The organism is Paraburkholderia sp. SIMBA_053, assembly GCF_046534895.1.
Classification (GTDB): Bacteria; Pseudomonadota; Gammaproteobacteria; order Burkholderiales; family Burkholderiaceae; genus Paraburkholderia; species Paraburkholderia caledonica.
In genome coordinates, this window is record NZ_JAWRXU010000003.1 from 427,456 (window position 1) to 445,337 (window position 17,882).

General features: G+C 61.6%; 14 protein-coding genes. 11 read left to right on the top strand and 3 right to left on the bottom strand.

Translation table 11 applies throughout. The annotated features are described in order from the left end of the window. Positions 1-89 precede the first annotated feature (89 nt). From SB753_RS14005 to dut, 6 genes are all read left to right on the top strand, one after another. On the top strand, positions 90-1,085 hold the full coding sequence (locus SB753_RS14005; protein ID WP_410800445.1) for a bifunctional riboflavin kinase/FAD synthetase: 996 nt from the start codon (positions 90-92) through the stop codon (positions 1,083-1,085). Between the two features lie 165 nt (positions 1,086-1,250). Continuing rightward, a complete protein-coding gene (gene ileS / locus SB753_RS14010) occupies positions 1,251-4,088 on the top strand; it encodes an isoleucine--tRNA ligase (protein ID WP_410800446.1) in 2,838 nt (945 codons plus the stop codon). 11 nt (positions 4,089-4,099) lie between these two features. Next, the gene (lspA, locus tag SB753_RS14015; protein ID WP_020069119.1) at positions 4,100-4,606 is read left to right on the top strand and encodes a signal peptidase II; all 507 of its coding nucleotides are present in this window, start codon (positions 4,100-4,102) and stop codon (positions 4,604-4,606) included. A gap of 141 nt (positions 4,607-4,747) precedes the next feature. Further along, positions 4,748-5,962, top strand: coding sequence for a bifunctional phosphopantothenoylcysteine decarboxylase/phosphopantothenate--cysteine ligase CoaBC (coaBC, locus tag SB753_RS14020; RefSeq protein WP_027804813.1), 1,215 nt, complete (start codon positions 4,748-4,750; stop codon positions 5,960-5,962). Positions 5,963-6,038: 76 nt separating this feature from the next. Further along, positions 6,039-7,058, top strand: coding sequence for an LLM class flavin-dependent oxidoreductase (locus SB753_RS14025; RefSeq protein ID WP_410800447.1), 1,020 nt, complete (start codon positions 6,039-6,041; stop codon positions 7,056-7,058). Between the two features lie 14 nt (positions 7,059-7,072). After that, on the top strand, positions 7,073-7,519 hold the full coding sequence (gene dut / locus SB753_RS14030; RefSeq protein ID WP_408172669.1) for a dUTP diphosphatase: 447 nt from the start codon (positions 7,073-7,075) through the stop codon (positions 7,517-7,519). A 75-nt stretch (positions 7,520-7,594) separates the two neighbouring features. Here the strand turns inward: dut and clpA are convergent, their stop codons facing one another. Both clpA and clpS read right to left on the bottom strand, forming a co-directional pair. After that, complete coding sequence (gene clpA / locus SB753_RS14035) at positions 7,595-9,892, bottom strand: ATP-dependent Clp protease ATP-binding subunit ClpA (protein WP_020069123.1); 2,298 nt, start codon at positions 9,890-9,892, stop codon at positions 7,595-7,597. Further along, a complete protein-coding gene (gene clpS / locus SB753_RS14040; RefSeq protein WP_410800448.1) occupies positions 9,889-10,203 on the bottom strand; it encodes an ATP-dependent Clp protease adapter ClpS in 315 nt (104 codons plus the stop codon). Before clpS ends, clpA begins: the two co-directional genes overlap by 4 nt. 549 nt (positions 10,204-10,752) lie before the next feature. On the opposite strand from clpS, the gene SB753_RS14045 reads away from it, so the two are divergent. Next, a complete protein-coding gene (locus SB753_RS14045; protein ID WP_007180614.1) occupies positions 10,753-10,959 on the top strand; it encodes a cold-shock protein in 207 nt (68 codons plus the stop codon). A gap of 295 nt (positions 10,960-11,254) precedes the next feature. Here the strand turns inward: SB753_RS14045 and icd are convergent, their stop codons facing one another. Then, positions 11,255-12,511, bottom strand: a complete 1,257-nt coding sequence (icd, locus tag SB753_RS14050; protein WP_087752883.1) for an NADP-dependent isocitrate dehydrogenase — start codon at positions 12,509-12,511, stop codon at positions 11,255-11,257. Between the two features lie 331 nt (positions 12,512-12,842). On the opposite strand from icd, the gene SB753_RS14055 reads away from it, so the two are divergent. From SB753_RS14055 to SB753_RS14070, 4 genes are all read left to right on the top strand, one after another. Continuing rightward, positions 12,843-13,412: a pseudouridine synthase gene (locus SB753_RS14055; RefSeq protein WP_310352709.1), complete on the top strand. Its 570-nt coding sequence runs from the start codon at positions 12,843-12,845 to the stop codon at positions 13,410-13,412. 725 nt (positions 13,413-14,137) lie between these two features. Continuing rightward, positions 14,138-14,653, top strand: a complete 516-nt coding sequence (locus SB753_RS14060; protein WP_027804815.1) for a DUF192 domain-containing protein — start codon at positions 14,138-14,140, stop codon at positions 14,651-14,653. 377 nt (positions 14,654-15,030) lie between these two features. Next, entirely contained in the window at positions 15,031-17,136 is a 2,106-nt protein-coding gene (fusA, locus tag SB753_RS14065; protein ID WP_027804816.1) for an elongation factor G, read from the top strand. 212 nt (positions 17,137-17,348) lie between these two features. Beyond that, on the top strand, positions 17,349-17,873 hold the full coding sequence (locus tag SB753_RS14070; RefSeq protein WP_020069129.1) for a cupin domain-containing protein: 525 nt from the start codon (positions 17,349-17,351) through the stop codon (positions 17,871-17,873). Positions 17,874-17,882: the final 9 nt, after the last annotated feature.

The window sequence follows — 17,882 nt, forward strand, 5'->3', positions numbered from 1 at the left end:
CAAACCGCGACGCGCCGCCGTCCCATGCGCCGAGCGTTTATAATCATTTGTTTTGCGGCACCTCGCCCGCTCTATCCCGACGCGCTATCGTGAGAGTCTTCCGCGGTCTTCCCAATGCTGAAAGCCGTGCGCCCTGCGCACTGACCATCGGCAACTTCGACGGTGTCCACCGCGGCCATCAGGCTTTGCTCGCGCACGTGCGCGCGGCGGCCGACGCGCGCGGCCTGCCCGTCTGCGTGATGACCTTCGAGCCGCACCCACGCGAGTTCTTCAATCCCGCTGGCGCGCCGCCGCGCATCGCGATGCTGCGCGACAAGCTGGAGGCGCTGCGCACCAACGGTGTGGACCGCGTCGTCGTAGAGCACTTCAATCACACATTCGCGAGCCAGTCGCCGGATGCGTTCGTCGAACGGATCATCGTCAACGGGCTGCACGCGCGCTGGGTGATGATCGGCGACGACTTCCGCTACGGCACAAAGCGCGCGGGCGACTTCGCGTCGCTGAAAGCCGCGGGCCAGCATTACGGCTTCGAAGTCGAGCAAATGGCAACGGTCGCCGATCCGTCCGGCGCGCGTATATCCAGCTCAGGCGTGCGCGCCGCGCTGGTGGCCGGCGATCTCGACGCTGCGCGCGCCGCGCTGGGCCGCGATTATCTGATCAGCGGTCACGTCGTGCACGGCATGAAGCTCGGCCGCGATCTCGGCTTTCCCACGCTAAACCTGCCGATCGCGCACAAGCGTCCGGCGCTCGCGGGCATTTTCGTCGTGCGCGTGCATGGCGTGGCGGACGAACCGCTGCCGGGCGTCGCGAGCCTCGGCCTGCGTCCGACCGTCGACGATTCCGGCCGCGTGCTGCTCGAAGTGCATCTGCTCGACTGGCACGGCGACGCATACGGCAAGCTCGTGCGCGTCGAATTCCTGAAGAAGCTGCGTGACGAGGAAAAGTACATCGACCTCGAAACGCTCACGGCCGCCATTGCGCGCGACGTCGCCAACGCGCGCGCATGGTTCGCGGCCGTCGGCGCGGGTTCGCCGGGCAGCCGTTCCACCGGTTTCGCCACGTCGGCCACCGACCGAATTAGGTAGCCGCCGCGGTCCATGCGCGCTGATTGCCGCAAGGACCGCCGCTCTCGCGCATCGAAAGGCGTCCGTGCATCGCGCGACATGCCTGCCGGGCGCGCCCCACGCTCTCGCGCATCGTGCGCAACCCGCGCCCCGCTGCGCTTATAAAGAATTCACCGCGACCACATCATGAGCAACAAGAAAGCCGATTCGAAACCGCCGTCACGTTATCCCGTGAACCTGCTCGACACGCCGTTCCCGATGCGCGGCGATCTGCCCAAGCGCGAGCCGCAATGGGTCAAGGAATGGCAGGAACGCAAGGTCTACGAAAAGATCCGCGCCGCCAGCAAGGGCCGCAAGAAATTCATCCTGCACGACGGCCCTCCGTATGCGAACGGCGACATTCACCTCGGGCACGCGGTGAACAAGATTCTGAAGGACATGATCGTCAAGGCGCGCAACATGGCGGGCTTCGACGCGGTCTACGTGCCGGGCTGGGACTGCCACGGCATGCCGATCGAAATCCAGATCGAAAAGCAGTTCGGCAAGTCGCTGCCCGCCGCCGAAGTGATGCAGAAGGCGCGTGCCTATGCGACCGAGCAGATCGAAAAGCAGAAGGTCGGCTTCCGTCGTCTGGGCGTGCTCGGCGAGTGGGACAACCCGTACAAGACGATGAACTTCGCAAACGAAGCCGGAGAAATCCGCGCACTCGCGAAGATCATGGAGAAGGGCTACGTGTTCCGCGGCCTGAAGCCGGTCAACTGGTGTTTCGACTGCGGCTCGGCGCTCGCTGAAGCAGAAGTCGAGTACAAGGACAAGACCGATCCGACGATCGACGTGCTGTTCAGCTTCGCCGAGCCGGAAAAGACCGCGCAGGCGTTCGGCCTCGCCGCGCTGCCGCGCAACGAAGGCGGCATCGTGATCTGGACCACCACACCGTGGACGATCCCCGCCAACCAGGCGCTGAACCTGCATCCGGAAATCGTCTACGCGCTCGTCGACACGCCGCGCGGCCTGCTGATCCTCGCCGAAGAGCGCGTCGAAGCATGTCTGAACGCATACGGCCTGGAAGGCTCGGTCGTCGCGACCACGCCCGGCGCGAAGCTCGTCAATCTGCGCTTCAACCATCCGCTCGCGTCCGCTCATCCCGGCTACAAGCGGACGGCGCCGGTCTACCTGGGCGACTACGTCACGACCGAAACCGGCACGGGCATCGTGCATTCGTCGCCGGCCTATGGCGTGGAAGACTTCGTGTCCTGCAAGGCACACGGCATGGCCGATTCAGACATCATCAATCCGGTGATGGGCGACGGCCGTTACATCGAATCGCTCGCGCTGTTCGGCGGCCTGTCGATCTGGGCGGCCAATCCGCAGATCGTAGAAGCGCTGCAAGGCGCCGGGTCGCTGTTGCGCACCGAGAAGTACACGCACAGCTATATGCACTGCTGGCGCCACAAAACGCCGATCATCTACCGCGCCACGTCGCAATGGTTCGCGGGCATGGACGTGAAGCCGAACGATACCGACAAGACTCTGCGCGAAACCGCACTCGAAGGCATCGAAAACACGGCGTTTTATCCGTCGTGGGGCAAGCAGCGCCTTTTCAGCATGATCGCGAACCGTCCCGACTGGACACTGTCGCGTCAGCGCCAATGGGGCGTGCCGATGGCCTTCTTCGTGCACAAGGAAACCGGCGAACTGCATCCGCGTACGCTGGAGTTGCTCGAGGAAGTCGCGAAGCGCGTCGAAGAGGCCGGTATCGAAGCCTGGCAAACACTCGACCCGCGCGAATTGATCGGCGACGACGCGAACATGTACGAAAAGAACCGCGACACGCTCGACGTGTGGTTCGATTCCGGCACCACGCATTGGCACGTGCTGCGCGGCTCGCATAAAGACGAGCTGCAATTCCCGGCCGACCTGTATCTGGAAGGCTCGGACCAGCATCGCGGCTGGTTCCACTCGTCGCTTTTGACCGCATCCATGCTCGACGGCCGTCCGCCGTACAACGCGCTGCTCACGCACGGCTTCACCGTCGACGGCGAAGGCCGCAAGATGAGCAAGTCGCTCGGCAATGGTATCGATCCGCACGAAGTGGCGAACCGGCTCGGCGCGGAAATCATCCGCTTGTGGATCGCGTCGACCGATTACTCGGGCGAGCTCGCCATCTCCGAAGAAATCCTGAAGCGCGTGACCGAAGGCTATCGCCGCATTCGCAACACGCTGCGCTTCCTGCTCGCGAATCTGTCGGACTTCGACTTCGAGAAGAACGCGCGCCCTGTTGAAGACTGGCTCGAGATCGACCGCTACGCGGTGGCGCTGTCGGCGAATCTGCAAAACGACATCCTCTCGCATTACGACAAGTACGAGTTCCACCCGGTCGTCGCCAAGCTGCAAACGTTCTGCTCCGAAGACCTCGGCGGCTTCTACCTGGACGTGCTGAAGGACCGCCTTTACACCACCGCTGCGGATTCCGTCGCGCGCCGCTCGGCTCAGACCGCGTTGTATCACATCGCGCAAGGCCTGCTGCGTCTGATGGCGCCGTTCCTGTCGTTCACAGCCGAAGAAGCGTGGAAGGTGTTCCAGCCGAACAGCGAGACCATTTTCACCGAGACGTACCACGCGTTCCCGGCGGTGCCGGACGCCGGCGCGCTGCTCGACAAATGGACTTTGTTGCGCGCTGCGCGCGGCGACGTGACGAAGGCGCTGGAAGAAGCGCGCGTTGCGAACCTGATCGGCTCGTCGCTGCAGGCGGAAGTGGAAATCCGGGCGAGCAGCGCACGTTACGACGCGCTGAAAAGCCTCGGCGACGACCTGAAGTTCGTGCTGATCACGTCGGCTGCGAGCGTCGTCAAGGTCGAAAGCGAAGCGGAAGAAGGCGTCGAAGTGATCACGTCGAAATATCTGAAATGCGAGCGCTGCTGGCACTATCGCGCGGACGTGGGCGCGGACGCCGAACACCCCACGCTGTGCGGCCGCTGTGTCAGCAACCTGTTCGGCAACGGTGAAGCGAGGAGCGCGGCATAATGGCGAGAACCATGGCGAAAACCACATCGAAAGCTTCCGCCGGAAACAGTTCGCTGGCGCCCTGGCTGGGCGTTGCGCTGATCGTGATCCTGTTCGATCAGTTGACGAAAATCGCGGTGCAGAAGGTGTTTGCCTATGGCGTCGCGCATGAGGTCACGTCGTTCTTCAACCTGATTCTCGTGTACAACCGCGGCGCCGCATTCAGCTTCCTCGCAATGGCTGGCGGCTGGCAACGCTGGGCGTTCACCGCGCTCGGCGTGGTCGCCGCGCTGGTGATCTGCTATCTGCTCAAGCGCCACGGCGGGCAAAAAATGTTTTGCACGGCGCTTGCGTTGATACTCGGCGGTGCGCTCGGCAATGTGATCGACCGGCTCGCGTACGGCCACGTGATCGACTTCCTGGATTTCCACGTGCGCGCGTGGCACTGGCCGGCGTTCAACCTGGCCGACAGCGCGATCACGGTCGGCGCGATTCTGCTCGTAATCGACGAGTTGCGGCGCGTACGCGGCTCGCGTTAAGGTCGGCTCAACAAGGTCGCCTCACCGCGCGAGGCCGTGGTCGGCTTTCGACCGCTCGCCTCGCGCCAGAAGTCCGCTTTGACGGCCGGCAACGGTGCAAGCGCGCCGCGCTCGGCCACCACGCTTTGTCGGAGGCTTTCGTTGGCAACCGCAGAACTCGCAGGGAAACACCTCGTCCTCGGCATGACGGGCGGCATTGCCTGCTACAAGATCGCCGAACTCACGCGCCTGCTGACCAAGGCCGGCGCAACCGTGCAGGTCGTCATGACCGAAGCGGCCACGCAGTTCATCACCCCGGTGACCATGCAGGCGCTGTCTGGCCGGCCCGTCTACACGAGCCAGTGGGACGCACGTATTGCGAACAACATGGCGCATATCGATCTGTCGCGCGAAGCCGACGCGATCGTGATCGCGCCCGCCTCCACCGACTTCCTCGCCAAACTCGCACACGGCATGGCCGATGACCTGCTCGCTACGCTGTGCGTCGCGCGCGATTGTCCGCTGCTCGTCGTGCCCGCGATGAACCGGCAGATGTGGCAAAACCCGGCCACGCAGCGCAACGTCGCACAACTGCGCGCGGACGGGATCGAAGTGCTCGGGCCGGACTCCGGTCCCCAGGCTTGCGGCGAAATCGGCGACGGCCGCATGCTCGAAGCCGCGGCGACCTATGAGGCGATCGCGTCGTTTTTCGCGCCGAAAATTCTTTCCGGCCGGCGCGTGTTGCTGACCGCCGGCCCGACGTTCGAACCGCTGGATCCGGTGCGCGGCATTACCAACCGGTCGAGTGGCAAGATGGGATTCGCGCTGGCCCGCGCCGCGCAACAGGCGGGCGCCGACGTGCACCTCGTGGCCGGTCCTGTCGCGCTCGAAACGCCGTGGGGCGTGTTCCGCGAAGACGTGCAAACCGCCCAGCAGATGCACGATGCCGTGATGCGCGCGGTGACAGATGCGGACATTTTCATCGGCGTAGCCGCGGTCGCTGACTGGCGCGTCGATCACCCGAGCGACCACAAGATCAAGAAAAGCGCGGATCGCGCGCTGCCCACTTTTTCGTTCGTCGAAAATCCGGACATTCTGGCCTCGGTCGCGAAGTTGCCGCATCCGCCGTTCACCGTCGGCTTCGCCGCGGAAAGCGGCGATCTCGAAGTGCATGGCGAGGAAAAACGCGTGCGCAAAAACGTGCCGCTTCTGATCGGCAATCTCGGACCGCTCACATTCGGCATGGACGATAACGAGGTCATCCTGTTCGAAGCGGGCGGTGCAACCAGGCTGCCGCGCGCCGACAAGCAGACGCTCGCGCGCGCGCTTATCGCGGAGATCGCGAAGCGTCTGCCCGACACGAGTTTGATTCGCTGAGCCGGCGGTCCGGCGCCGGCATGCAGTCGCCGCAAGCAACGCGGCGAAGCGAATGACCCATCTGGAGCACACTGACATGACGCTACTTTCCGTGCTCGATCAAACGCCCGTCATTTCAGGGCACTCGGTGGCGGACGCGATTGCCGCCACGGTAGAACTCGCGCAACTCGCTGACGATCTCGGCTACACGCGCTACTGGTGCGCTGAGCATCACGGCTTGCGCGGCGTGTCGAACCCCTGCCCCGAAGTAATGCTCGCGCGCCTTGGCAGCGTCACGCGACGCATCCGGCTGGGCTCCGGCGGCATCATGCTGCCGTACTACAGCCCGTTCAAGGTCGCCGAGCAATTCATGATGCTGGAGGCGCTGTTCCCTAACCGCATCGACCTCGGCGTAGGACGCGCGCCCGGCGGCGACATGCGCACCGCCCAGGCGGTTGCCGCGGGCGACTACAACCGCGGCGAAATCTTCCCGCAACAGGTGGCTGATCTGTTCGGCCTGATGCACGGCACGCTGCCTGCCGATCACGTCGCGCGAGGCGTACTGCTGCAACCGCAAGTTGCCACGCGTCCGCAGCTGTGGATGCTCGGTTCAAGCGAATTCGGCGGGTTGCTCGCAGCGCAGCTCGGAATCCGCTTCGCGTTTGCGCATTTCATCAACGCCCATTTCGGGCATCAGGTCGCGCATGCGTATCGCGAGCGTTTCAAGCCGAGCGAGGAAACGCAGCAATCGTATCTGGCCGCCGCCGTGTTCGTGATTTGCGCGGACACCGAGCAGGAGGCCGCTGATCTGGCAAAAGCCGTCGATCTGCGTCGCGTGCAAATGGCTTATGGTTTGAACGAACCGATCCCGAATATCGAACAGGGCGTCGCGCAGGAGTATGGCGAGCGCGAAAGACTGGTGATCGACCGTGAGAAGCCGCGCAGTATCATCGGCACGCCAGAAGTCGTGACCGAGCGCCTTCATGCGTTGCAGGAACAATTCCAGGCCGACGAGCTGATCGTGCTTACCGTCGCAGGCAGCTATCGCGCGCGCTTGCGTTCCTATGAACTCCTGGCCGAAGCGTTCGATCTCAGGCGCCCGGCTTCAACTTCTTAAACCTTCGAACCTGCATGAAACTCGACCTGAAGATTCTCGATGCGCGCATGCGCGACCAGCTTCCTGCCTACGCGACGACCGGTAGCGCGGGGCTCGACTTGCGCGCGTGTCTGAAAGAGCCGTTGACGCTCAAACCCGGCGAAACCGCACTCGTGCCGACCGGGCTCGCGATACACGTGGGCGACCCCGGCTACGCTGCGTTGATCCTGCCGCGCTCGGGTCTGGGACATAAGCACGGAATCGTGCTCGGCAATCTGGTCGGCCTGATCGATTCGGATTATCAAGGCGAACTGATGATCTCGACATGGAACCGCGGCGAGACCACGTTCGTGCTCAATCCGATGGAGCGTCTCGCGCAACTCGTGATCGTGCCGGTCGTGCAGGCCGAATTCAATATCGTCGATGACTTCGAGCAAAGTGCACGCGGCGCAGGCGGCTTCGGCAGCACCGGCAAACACTGAACTGAACACTGCAAATGAAAACGGCGTGGACCTTGCGGTCCACGCCGTTTTTTCTGTAACGAGTACGCTCGACGCTTACTCGACTTCGACCGCTTCCGGATTCGGATTGCGCGGCGCCGGATGCTCGTCGAAGGTCAACTGGACCTTGTCTTCCGCATCGACGTCGACCGAAACACGGCCGCCGCTCATCAGCTTGCCGAACAGCAGTTCGTCGGCCAGCGCACGACGAATCGTGTCCTGAATCAGACGCTGCATTGGCCGCGCGCCCATCAACGGATCGAAACCGTGTTTCGCGAGGTGCTTGCGCAACGCGTCGGTGAAGAGCGCATCGACCTTCTTCTCGTGCAACTGATCTTCCAGTTGCATCAGGAACTTGTCGACCACGCGCATGATGATTTCTTCATCGAGCGCACGGAAACTGATTGTCGCGTCCAGACGGTTACGGAACTCCGGCGTGAACATGCGCTTGATGTCGACCATTTCGTCGCCGGTTTCCCGACGATTCGTGAAGCCGATCACCGACTTGCCCATTGCCTCGGCGCCCGCATTCGTCGTCATGATGATGATGACGTTACGGAAATCCGCCTTGCGGCCGTTGTTGTCGGTCAGCGTGCCGTGGTCCATGACCTGCAGCAGCACGTTGTAAATGTCCGGATGCGCCTTCTCGATTTCGTCGAGCAGCAGCACGCAGTGCGGCTTCTTGGTGACAGCCTCGGTCAACAGGCCGCCCTGGTCGAAACCGACATAGCCCGGAGGCGCACCGATCAAACGGCTGACCGCGTGACGTTCCATGTACTCGGACATGTCAAAGCGGATCAACTCGATACCGAGCGTGAACGCCAACTGCTTGGCCACTTCTGTCTTGCCGACGCCCGTGGGACCGGAGAACAGGAACGCGCCGATCGGCTTATCCAGCTTGCCGAGACCCGCACGCGCCATCTTGATTGCGGCCGACAGCGCGTCGATAGCCGGGTCTTGCCCGAACACCACGCTCTTCAGATCGCGATCCAGCGTTTGCAGCTTGCTCCGATCGTCTTGCGACACGCTTTGCGGCGGGACGCGAGCGATCTTCGAGATGATTTCCTCGATCTCGTTCTTGCCGATCGTCTTCTTCTGCTTCGACTTCGGCAGGATGCGTTGCGCCGCACCGGCTTCGTCGATAACGTCGATCGCCTTGTCCGGCAAATGACGATCCGTGATGAAGCGTGCCGACAATTCTGCTGCCGCCGACAGCGCGCCCGACGAATACTTCACGCCGTGATGCTCTTCGAAACGCGACTTCAGGCCGCGCAGAATCGCCACCGTCTGTTCGACAGACGGCTCAGTCACGTCGACCTTCTGGAAACGGCGCGACAATGCCGCGTCTTTTTCGAAGATGCCGCGATATTCGGTGAACGTAGTCGCGCCGATGCACTTGAGCGTACCCGACGACAACGCCGGCTTCAGCAGGTTGGACGCGTCCAGCGTACCGCCCGACGCGGCGCCGGCGCCGATCAGCGTATGAATTTCGTCGATGAAAAGAATCGCGTGCGGGCGTTCCTTCAATTCCTTCAGGACCGTCTTCAGGCGTTGCTCGAAATCGCCGCGATACTTGGTACCGGCCAGCAGCGCGCCCATGTCGAGCGAATACACCTGAGCGTCGGCCAGAATATCCGGCACTTCGCCGCGCGTAATTCGCCACGCCAGACCTTCGGCGATCGCCGTCTTGCCGACCCCCGCCTCGCCGACTAGCAGCGGATTGTTCTTGCGGCGGCGGCACAGCACCTGGACCACGCGCTCCACTTCCGACTCGCGCCCGATCAGCGGATCGATGCGGCCGTCTTTCGCCATCTGATTCAGATTCTGCGTGAACTGGGCGAGCGGAGTTTCTTTCTGCGCGGCGGCTTCGTCAGACTCGGCATTCGCGTCGCTCGCTTTCGCGGCGTCGGTGCTGCTCGTCTTGGCGATGCCGTGCGAGATGAAATTGACCACGTCCAGACGTGTCACGCCCTGCTGTTGCAGGTAGTAGACCGCATGCGAGTCCTTCTCGCCGAAGATCGCAACCAGCACGTTCGCGCCGGTCACTTCCTTCTTGCCATTCGAGGTGGACTGAACATGCATGATCGCGCGCTGAATCACACGCTGGAAACCCAGCGTGGGCTGCGTGTCGACGTCGTCCGTGCCGGGCACGGTAGGCGTGTTGTCATGAATGAAGTTGCGCAGGTTCTGGCGCAGATCCTCGATATTGGCCGCGCATGCACGCAACACTTCCGCCGCTGTCGGATTGTCCAACAGTGCCAGCAAAAGATGTTCGACCGTTATGAACTCGTGCCGCGCCTGGCGTGCTTCCATGAACGCCATGTGCAGGCTGACTTCCAGTTCCTGGGCAATCATGCTTCCTCCATCACACACTGCAGCGGATGCCCGGCCTGCCGTGAGTGGGTAACGACTTGCTCGACTTTGGTCGACGCGATGTCCCGCGTATAGACCCCACAAACTCCCCTGCCCTCGCGATGCACCTTCAACATAACCTGTGTTGCGGTTTCACGATCTTTATTGAAATATTCCTGCACGATCATCACGACAAATTCCATTGGCGTGAAGTCGTCATTCAGCAGCACCACCTTGTACATGGATGGCGGCTTGAGCTTTTTCTCCTGCCGCTCCAGTACGGTGCCGTCCTGCTTGTCCGGGATAATCGCCATACACCCATTCTAAACATCTAGGACAGGCCCGCAATCCTGTCAAAACCCGGCCAACCGGCCGGTTCACCCGAACGCCGCCGCCCGGCGGAAACTCACCGCCTGCATGCGCCATTCGACGAGCCGATTGCGGAGCCGGCCCCCTATCCAGATCATGCGTCGCGGCCGTGCTGCGCCGCAGTCGGATCGAGTATCGCACAACCTGCCGGAGCTAGCTGACCGCCACTCGTTCGCCCATCTCGCGGCGAGCGACCCGCAGAACAGCAAGTGAGTCGATTATGCGACTTTTCAAGACGCCCCGCTTGCGCAACCGCACATAACAAAAGCGGGAAAAACCCTGGAAACCGCCTGTTGGCAACGCGTGTAACCCCGTCTCAAAATTTTCTTGACACTCGAATAAAGAGCCTCAACAATCAAGCTGGCACTTTTTTCACTGCGCCAAATTCGAAAAAATGCCGATGGTGAGCTTGTGAGGAGGGAGCGGCTGCATCGCGCGGTCGTCGAGCTTTTCGAGGGCTCGTGGTAGTGACATGAGTTACAGGGGAAGTTGGAATGGCAACTGGTACGGTCAAATGGTTCAATGACGCAAAAGGTTTCGGATTCATCACGCCTGACGAAGGTGGTGAGGATCTGTTTGCACACTTCTCGGCCATCCAGATGAATGGGTTCAAGACCCTCAAGGAAGGCCAAAAAGTGACCTTCGAGGTCGTGCAAGGCCCGAAAGGCAAGCAGGCATCGAACATCCAGGCACCCGCCTGACACCTGTTCGGTACCCGTCCTTTTGAAACCCGGCTTAGCGCCGGGTTTCTTTTTGGGCGACGCTTTCTGCTTAATCCGAAGTCCGTTGCAAATACATCGACGTCCCAAATAACGGGCAGATGATCATTCAGGCTCCCACTGTGCGTCGCCTCGTGTCATCGCGCGCTCCGTTTTCAGCCAAGACGCGTCAGTGACGAGATCTCATACCGCCGCGCTGGCGTAAAAAAACCCGGCCGCCTCTGAAGCGCAACCGGGTTTCCTTGCAATGCCGGCCAGGCGGCACGCCACGCACCGCTTACATGTTTTCGATCATCACCTGACCGAAACCCGAGCACGAGACCTGCGTCGCGCCTTCCATCAGACGCGCGAAATCGTAAGTGACCCGCTTTTGCAGAATGGACGTTTCCATCGACTTGATGATCAGATCCGCCGCTTCCAGCCAGCCCATATGGCGCAGCATCATTTCCGCGGAAAGAATCTCCGAGCCCGGATTCACGTAGTCCTTGCCCGCGTATTTCGGCGCCGTGCCGTGGGTGGCCTCGAACATTGCGACCGAATCCGACATATTCGCGCCCGGCGCGATGCCGATTCCGCCGACCTGCGCGGCCAGCGCGTCCGACACGTAGTCGCCGTTCAGATTGAGCGTCGCGATCACGTCGTATTCGGCGGGGCGCAACAGGATCTGCTGCAGGAACGCGTCGGCGATCACGTCCTTCACGACGATGTCGCCGCCCGTTTTCGGGTTCTTGACCTTCATCCACGGACCGCCGTCGATCAGCTCGGCGTTGAACTCCTTCTGCGCGAGCGCATAGCCGTAGTCACGGAAGGCGCCTTCCGTGTACTTCATGATGTTGCCTTTGTGCACGAGCGTGACCGAGCGGCGATCGTTGTCGATTGCATACTGGATCGCCTTGCGCACCAGACGCTCCGTGCCCTCGCGCGACACCGGCTTGATACCGATTCCCGATGTGTCGGGGAAGCGGATCTTCTTCACGCCCATCTCTTCCTTCAGGAATTTGATGACCTTTTTCGCCTCTTCAGATTCGGCTGGCCATTCGATACCCGCGTAGATGTCTTCCGAGTTCTCGCGGAAGATCACCATGTTGGTTTTCTCCGGCTCGCGCACGGGCGAAGGCACGCCTTTAAAGTACTGAACGGGACGCAAGCACACATACAGGTCGAGTTCCTGACGCAGCGCGACGTTCAGCGAGCGGATGCCGCCGCCGACGGGCGTGGTGAGCGGCCCCTTGATCGACACGACATATTCCTTCAGCACCTGAAGCGTTTCTTCCGGCAGCCACACGTCCGGACCGTAGACCTTGGTCGACTTCTCGCCCGCGTAGATTTCCATCCAGTGGATTTTCTTTTTGCCCGCGTAGGCTTTTTCCACGGCGGCGTTCACGACCTTGATCATGACCGGCGTAATGTCGACACCGGTGCCGTCGCCTTCGATAAACGGAATGATCGGCTGGTCGGACACGTTGAGCGAGAAATCCGCATTGACGGTGATCTTGTCACCACCGGTCGGAACGTTGATGTGCTGATACGGCATGATCGGACTCCAGTGAAGGCTGTGCTGAAAGCTGATGGGAGACTGCGAAAATGGGCGCTCCTCGCTACGCGCAATGCCGGACGCCCGCAAGCGGCCTGGCCGTTATTCTAGCCCACGCGGGCGCTGCACCGAGGCGAGAGCGGCTCGGGGTTTTCCAACATGAAGCGCCCACGAGCGCCATGGCCGAACGTCGTGTCTTACATAGGACTCAGCGCTTTCGGACACGCGCTATGCTTTATGATCGCGCCATCGACTACAGGCCCGGGCGTGTTCTGTTTTGCGCATCGGCGCTTCACGCCGCGACGGGCGTCGCACGACTCCATCATTTCTTATGCGCCTTCTCGCCCTGAACAAGCCGTTTGGCACGATCTGCCAGTTTTCCGCGCACGAGACGCGCGCTTCGCTGGCCGACTGGGTGAAGGTGCCCGGCGTCTATCCAGCCGGGCGTCTCGACTCGGACAGCGAGGGCCTTCTGCTTCTCACCGACGACGGCGCGCTGCAAGCGCGTATCGCCGAACCGCGTCATAAGCTCGTCAAGCGCTATTGGGCGCAAGTGGAAGGCGCCGTCGATTCCGTCGCGTTGAATAAGCTCGCGCGCGGCGTCGATCTGGGCGACTACGTGACGCAGCCCTGCCGCGCCGACTATGTCGAACCGCCCGATACGCTTTGGGCCCGCACGCCGCCGATCCGCTATCGCGCCGCGATTCCCACCACGTGGATCGAGTTGTCGATCACCGAGGGCAAGAATCGCCAGGTGCGCCGCATGACGGCCGCGGTCGGCTTTCCGACGCTGCGTCTCGTGCGCGTCGGCATCGGCGCGCTCGATATTTTTTCGCTGGGTCTGCAGCCGGGAGAAAGCCTCGATCTGCCGCTGAAAGCACCTTGGGAAGGCTACGCCTGAATCGCTAAGTCATTGTCTGCGTGAGCAAAACGGCGCGTGAAACTCGCGACTGAAAAACCGTGAAACACCGGCATACGCGCAACTCGTCGAAAGCCTGGTTCACCTCAACGTCCCACATCGAAATTTTCCGGAAAATTTACGTCAACCGGTGCGCGAGCTCACGCGTTATTCGACGCAGATGCCGCTCTAAGCCGTCCGGCATTCAGCCTTAAGGGCCTTTGTACAAGCCGCATGCGCGGTCCGTGCGGGCAGTCTGAGCGCTAGGCGGGCGCGTCGAAAATTTGTTCGACGCACCTGTCAACCGAAAGGTGGATGGCACGTTTACCGACATGACTCAAACATAACCGGGTCATTTGGTTAATTAACTAAAGCTGAGGATTTGCAAAATGAACAAACTGATCGCCGCTCTGGTCGCTGGCCTCTTCGCAACGGCAGCATTCGCACAAGCTTCGGCACCGGCAGCAGCTTCGGCAGCTCCGGCAGCTGCTGCTTCGTCGGCTAAGAAGACCACGAAGCACGCTCACAAGAAGTCGCACAAGAAGGCAGCAGCTGCTGCTGCAGCTTCGGGCGCTTCGGAGTAAGTTTGTTGTAAAGACGCAGTCAAGAACTAGCTTCATTGCCGTTCTTACGGCGTTGAAAGGCAGATCACCGCAAGGCGATCTGCCTTTTTGTTTTTGACGCGCTCGCGTAACATTCCCCGGTTAATCTCAGCAAGGAGTCATGCCGTGCGATTTTCCATGCGCTCGTTGGTGGCGCGTTTCGCCGTTGCCGCAATCCTGCCGTTCGCGGCGGTGTCGGCGGTGTCGTTTGCCGCTCTGAATGCGGCCCCCGCTCATGCGCAGCAAATGCCGGCCGGCGCGAAACAGCCTGGCGAATTTCCGCGCGCGAAGCTCACCGCCGGCATGTTCGTGATCGACGCGGCCGTCGCCGCCAACGACGCGGATCGCGAGCAAGGTCTGATGTACCGCACGAATTTGGCGCCGAACGAAGGCATGCTGTTCGTCTTCAACGAGAATGCCGTGCATTGCTTCTGGATGAAGAACACGTTGATCCCGTTGTCGATTGCATTTATCAGAGCCGACGGGACCGTGACCGACATCGACGAAATGCAGGCGGAGACGACCAACAACCACTGCCCGAAGAATAACGGTGTCTACGCGCTCGAGATGAGCAAGGGCTGGTTCACGTCGAAGGGTATCAAGCCCGGAATGAAGATTCAGGGGCTGCCGGCTGCGCAGTAACCAGCGCAACTGGCGCACGAGTTTGCGCGGCAGTCCGCGCGTCGTCATTGCGCAGTGCTCCGCCGCAAACACCGCCCCGTTCCGCAGCGGCAGCGCGCCTGAAAAGCCAGCCGCTTTCGCCAGATCGACCACCTTGAAGCCGTCGCCTTTCCAAAGGCGGCGGCTTTTGTCATTCTTGCCGCGCACTCCCTGTCATTCTTGCATCGCGGCACCGCCGCCCCCCGCCCCGCCCGGCCAGCCCTCGCCTGGCAAGATTCCTGCAAAAGACGGGCCGACGCGCTATCCTAGTATTCTTAGCAATGCAGCATCCCGCGGTCCGGGCGGCACAGACTGCCGCCCGCCAACCGTTTCAGGCGCGCTATTCCAAGGAGGTTCACGTGCCCCGCAAGACTCCCATCGAGCGCTACCGGAATATCGGCATCAGCGCTCACATCGATGCCGGCAAAACCACCACCACCGAACGCATCCTGTTCTACACCGGCGTGACCCACAAGATCGGTGAGGTTCACGACGGTGCGGCGACGATGGACTGGATGGAACAGGAGCAGGAGCGCGGCATCACGATTACGTCGGCAGCCACCACCGCCTTCTGGAAAGGTATGGCCGGCAACTATCCCGAGCATCGGATCAACATCATCGACACGCCGGGGCACGTCGACTTCACGATTGAAGTCGAGCGCTCCATGCGCGTGCTCGACGGCGCCTGCATGGTCTACGACTCGGTGGGCGGCGTGCAGCCGCAATCTGAAACCGTCTGGCGTCAGGCGAACAAGTACAAGGTGCCGCGCATCGCGTTCGTCAACAAGATGGACCGCGTCGGCGCAGACTTTTTCCGCGTGCAGCGGCAGATCGGCGAGCGGCTGAAGGGCGTCGCGGTGCCGATCCAGATTCCAATCGGCGCGGAAGAACACTTCCAGGGCGTGGTCGACCTCGTCAAGATGAAGGCGATTTTCTGGGACGAAGAAAACCAGGGCATCAAGTTCGAATACCGCGACATTCCGGCGGAGCTCGCTGACACCGCGAAGGAATGGCACGACAAGATGGTCGAGGCCGCCGCCGAGGCGAACGAAGAACTGCTCGATAAATATCTGGGCGGCGAAACGCTGACCGAAGAGGAAATCAAGCACGGCATTCGCGCGCGTTGCATCGCCAACGAGATCGTGCCGATGCTGTGCGGCAGCGCGTTCAAGAACAAGGGCGTGCAGGCAATGCTCGACGCGGTGATCGACTATCTGCCGTCGCCGGTCGACGTGCCCGCGATTACCGGTCACGACGAACACGACAAGGAAATCGAGCGCCACCCGAACGACACCGATCCGTTCTCGGCACTCGCCTTCAAGATCATGACCGACCCGTTCGTCGGCCAGCTGATTTTCTTCCGCGTGTATTCGGGCGTCGTGAATTCGGGCGACACCGTCTACAACGCGATCAAGGAAAAGAAAGAGCGCCTCGGCCGCATTCTGCAAATGCACGCGAACGAGCGCAAGGAAATCAAGGAAGTGTACGCAGGCGATATCGCTGCGGCCGTCGGCCTGAAAGAAGCGACTACCGGCGACACGCTGTGCGATCCGAACAACGTGATCATCCTCGAAAAGATGATCTTCCCCGAGCCCGTGATCTCGCAGGCCGTGGAGCCGAAGACCAAGGTCGACCAGGAAAAGATGGGCATCGCGCTCAACCGTCTTGCGCAGGAAGATCCTTCGTTCCGCGTGCAAACGGACGAGGAATCCGGCCAGACGATCATTTCCGGCATGGGCGAGCTGCACCTCGAAATTCTCGTCGATCGTATGAAGCGCGAATTCGGCGTGGAAGCGACCGTCGGCAAGCCGCAGGTCGCCTACCGCGAAACGGTGCGCAACAAGGTCGAAGACGTCGAGGGCAAGTTCGTCAAGCAATCGGGTGGCCGCGGTCAGTACGGCCACGCGGTGGTGACGCTCGAGCCGGCGCCGCAGGGTAAGGGCTACGAGTTCGTCGACGCGATCAAGGGCGGCGTGATTCCGCGCGAATACATTCCGGCAGTGGACAAGGGCATCCAGGAAACGCTGAAGGCCGGCGTGCTCGCGGGCTATCCGGTAGTCGATGTCAAAGTGACGCTGACCTTCGGTTCGTACCACGACGTCGACTCGAACGAAAACGCGTTCCGCATGGCCGGTTCGATGGCGTTCAAGGAAGCAATGCGCAAGGCGAAGCCCGTGCTGCTCGAGCCGATGATGGCCGTCGAGGTGGAAACGCCCGAAGACTTCATGGGCAACGTGATGGGCGATCTGTCCAGCCGCCGCGGCCTCGTTCAAGGCATGGAAGACATTGCGGGCGGCGGCGGCAAACTGGTGCGCGCCGAAGTGCCGCTCGCGGAAATGTTCGGCTACTCCACGTCGCTGCGCTCGGCCACGCAAGGCCGCGCTACCTACACGATGGAGTTCAAGCACTATGCTGAAACCCCGAGCAATGTCGCCGAAGCCGTGATCAACGCGAAGCACAAGTAGGCGCTTGCGCTAATGAAACAAGCCTGCGTGCCGCAGCATGGCCACTCAGGCTGACCGGCCAAAGCCCGTCCTTCATGGACGGGCTTTTTTTTCGACCACGAATACGCAGGCGGTCACTCGCCCCACGGACGTTTTTTAACGTGTAAAAATGCCAAACGGCGCCGCGGCCCTTTCCACGACGAATGTCAACGCAAGCCACGAGGAGACATGCGATGAGCCAGGATCACGAACATCCGCATTACAACGACGAGCGCGACAAGCAGGAGGCCGCACCCGTCGATTGGCGCGAGCACGGCGTCAAGGTGATTCGGGGCGATCAGCTCGACACCAACACCGCGCAAACGCCAGGCATGAATCGCGCGGCCGCGATCAATGCCGCACGCGTCGGCGCGCAAAAAATCTGGGCCGGCACGGTGACGATCCATCCGAATGCGAAGACCGGCGCTCACCATCACGGCGCGCTCGAAAGCGTGATCTATGTGGTGCGCGGCCAGGCGCGGATGCGTTGGGGTGAGCATCTGGAGTTCACCGCCGAAGCCGGTCCTGGCGACTTCATCTTCGTGCCGCCGTATGTGCCGCATCAGGAAATCAATGCGAGCACCGACGATCCGCTCGAATGCGTGCTCGTGCGCAGCGACAACGAAGCGGTCGTGGTCAATCTGAATATCGACGCAGTCGAACAACCGGAAGCGGTGTATTGGGTCGATCCGATTCACAAACATCCGCACGATCACTAATCACTTTGA

Coding starts and splice junctions, on each gene's coding strand:
- ileS (WP_410800446.1), top strand. CDS start 1,251: ATGAGCAACAAGAAAGCCGATTCGAAACCGCCGTCACGTTATCCCGTG.
- lspA (WP_020069119.1), top strand. CDS start 4,100: ATGGCGAAAACCACATCGAAAGCTTCCGCCGGAAACAGTTCGCTGGCG.
- SB753_RS14025 (WP_410800447.1), top strand. CDS start 6,039: ATGACGCTACTTTCCGTGCTCGATCAAACGCCCGTCATTTCAGGGCAC.
- dut (WP_408172669.1), top strand. CDS start 7,073: ATGAAACTCGACCTGAAGATTCTCGATGCGCGCATGCGCGACCAGCTT.
- clpA (WP_020069123.1), bottom strand. CDS start 9,892: ATGATTGCCCAGGAACTGGAAGTCAGCCTGCACATGGCGTTCATGGAA.
- clpS (WP_410800448.1), bottom strand. CDS start 10,203: ATGGCGATTATCCCGGACAAGCAGGACGGCACCGTACTGGAGCGGCAG.
- SB753_RS14045 (WP_007180614.1), top strand. CDS start 10,753: ATGGCAACTGGTACGGTCAAATGGTTCAATGACGCAAAAGGTTTCGGA.
- icd (WP_087752883.1), bottom strand. CDS start 12,511: ATGCCGTATCAGCACATCAACGTTCCGACCGGTGGTGACAAGATCACC.
- SB753_RS14055 (WP_310352709.1), top strand. CDS start 12,843: ATGCGCCTTCTCGCCCTGAACAAGCCGTTTGGCACGATCTGCCAGTTT.
- SB753_RS14070 (WP_020069129.1), top strand. CDS start 17,349: ATGAGCCAGGATCACGAACATCCGCATTACAACGACGAGCGCGACAAG.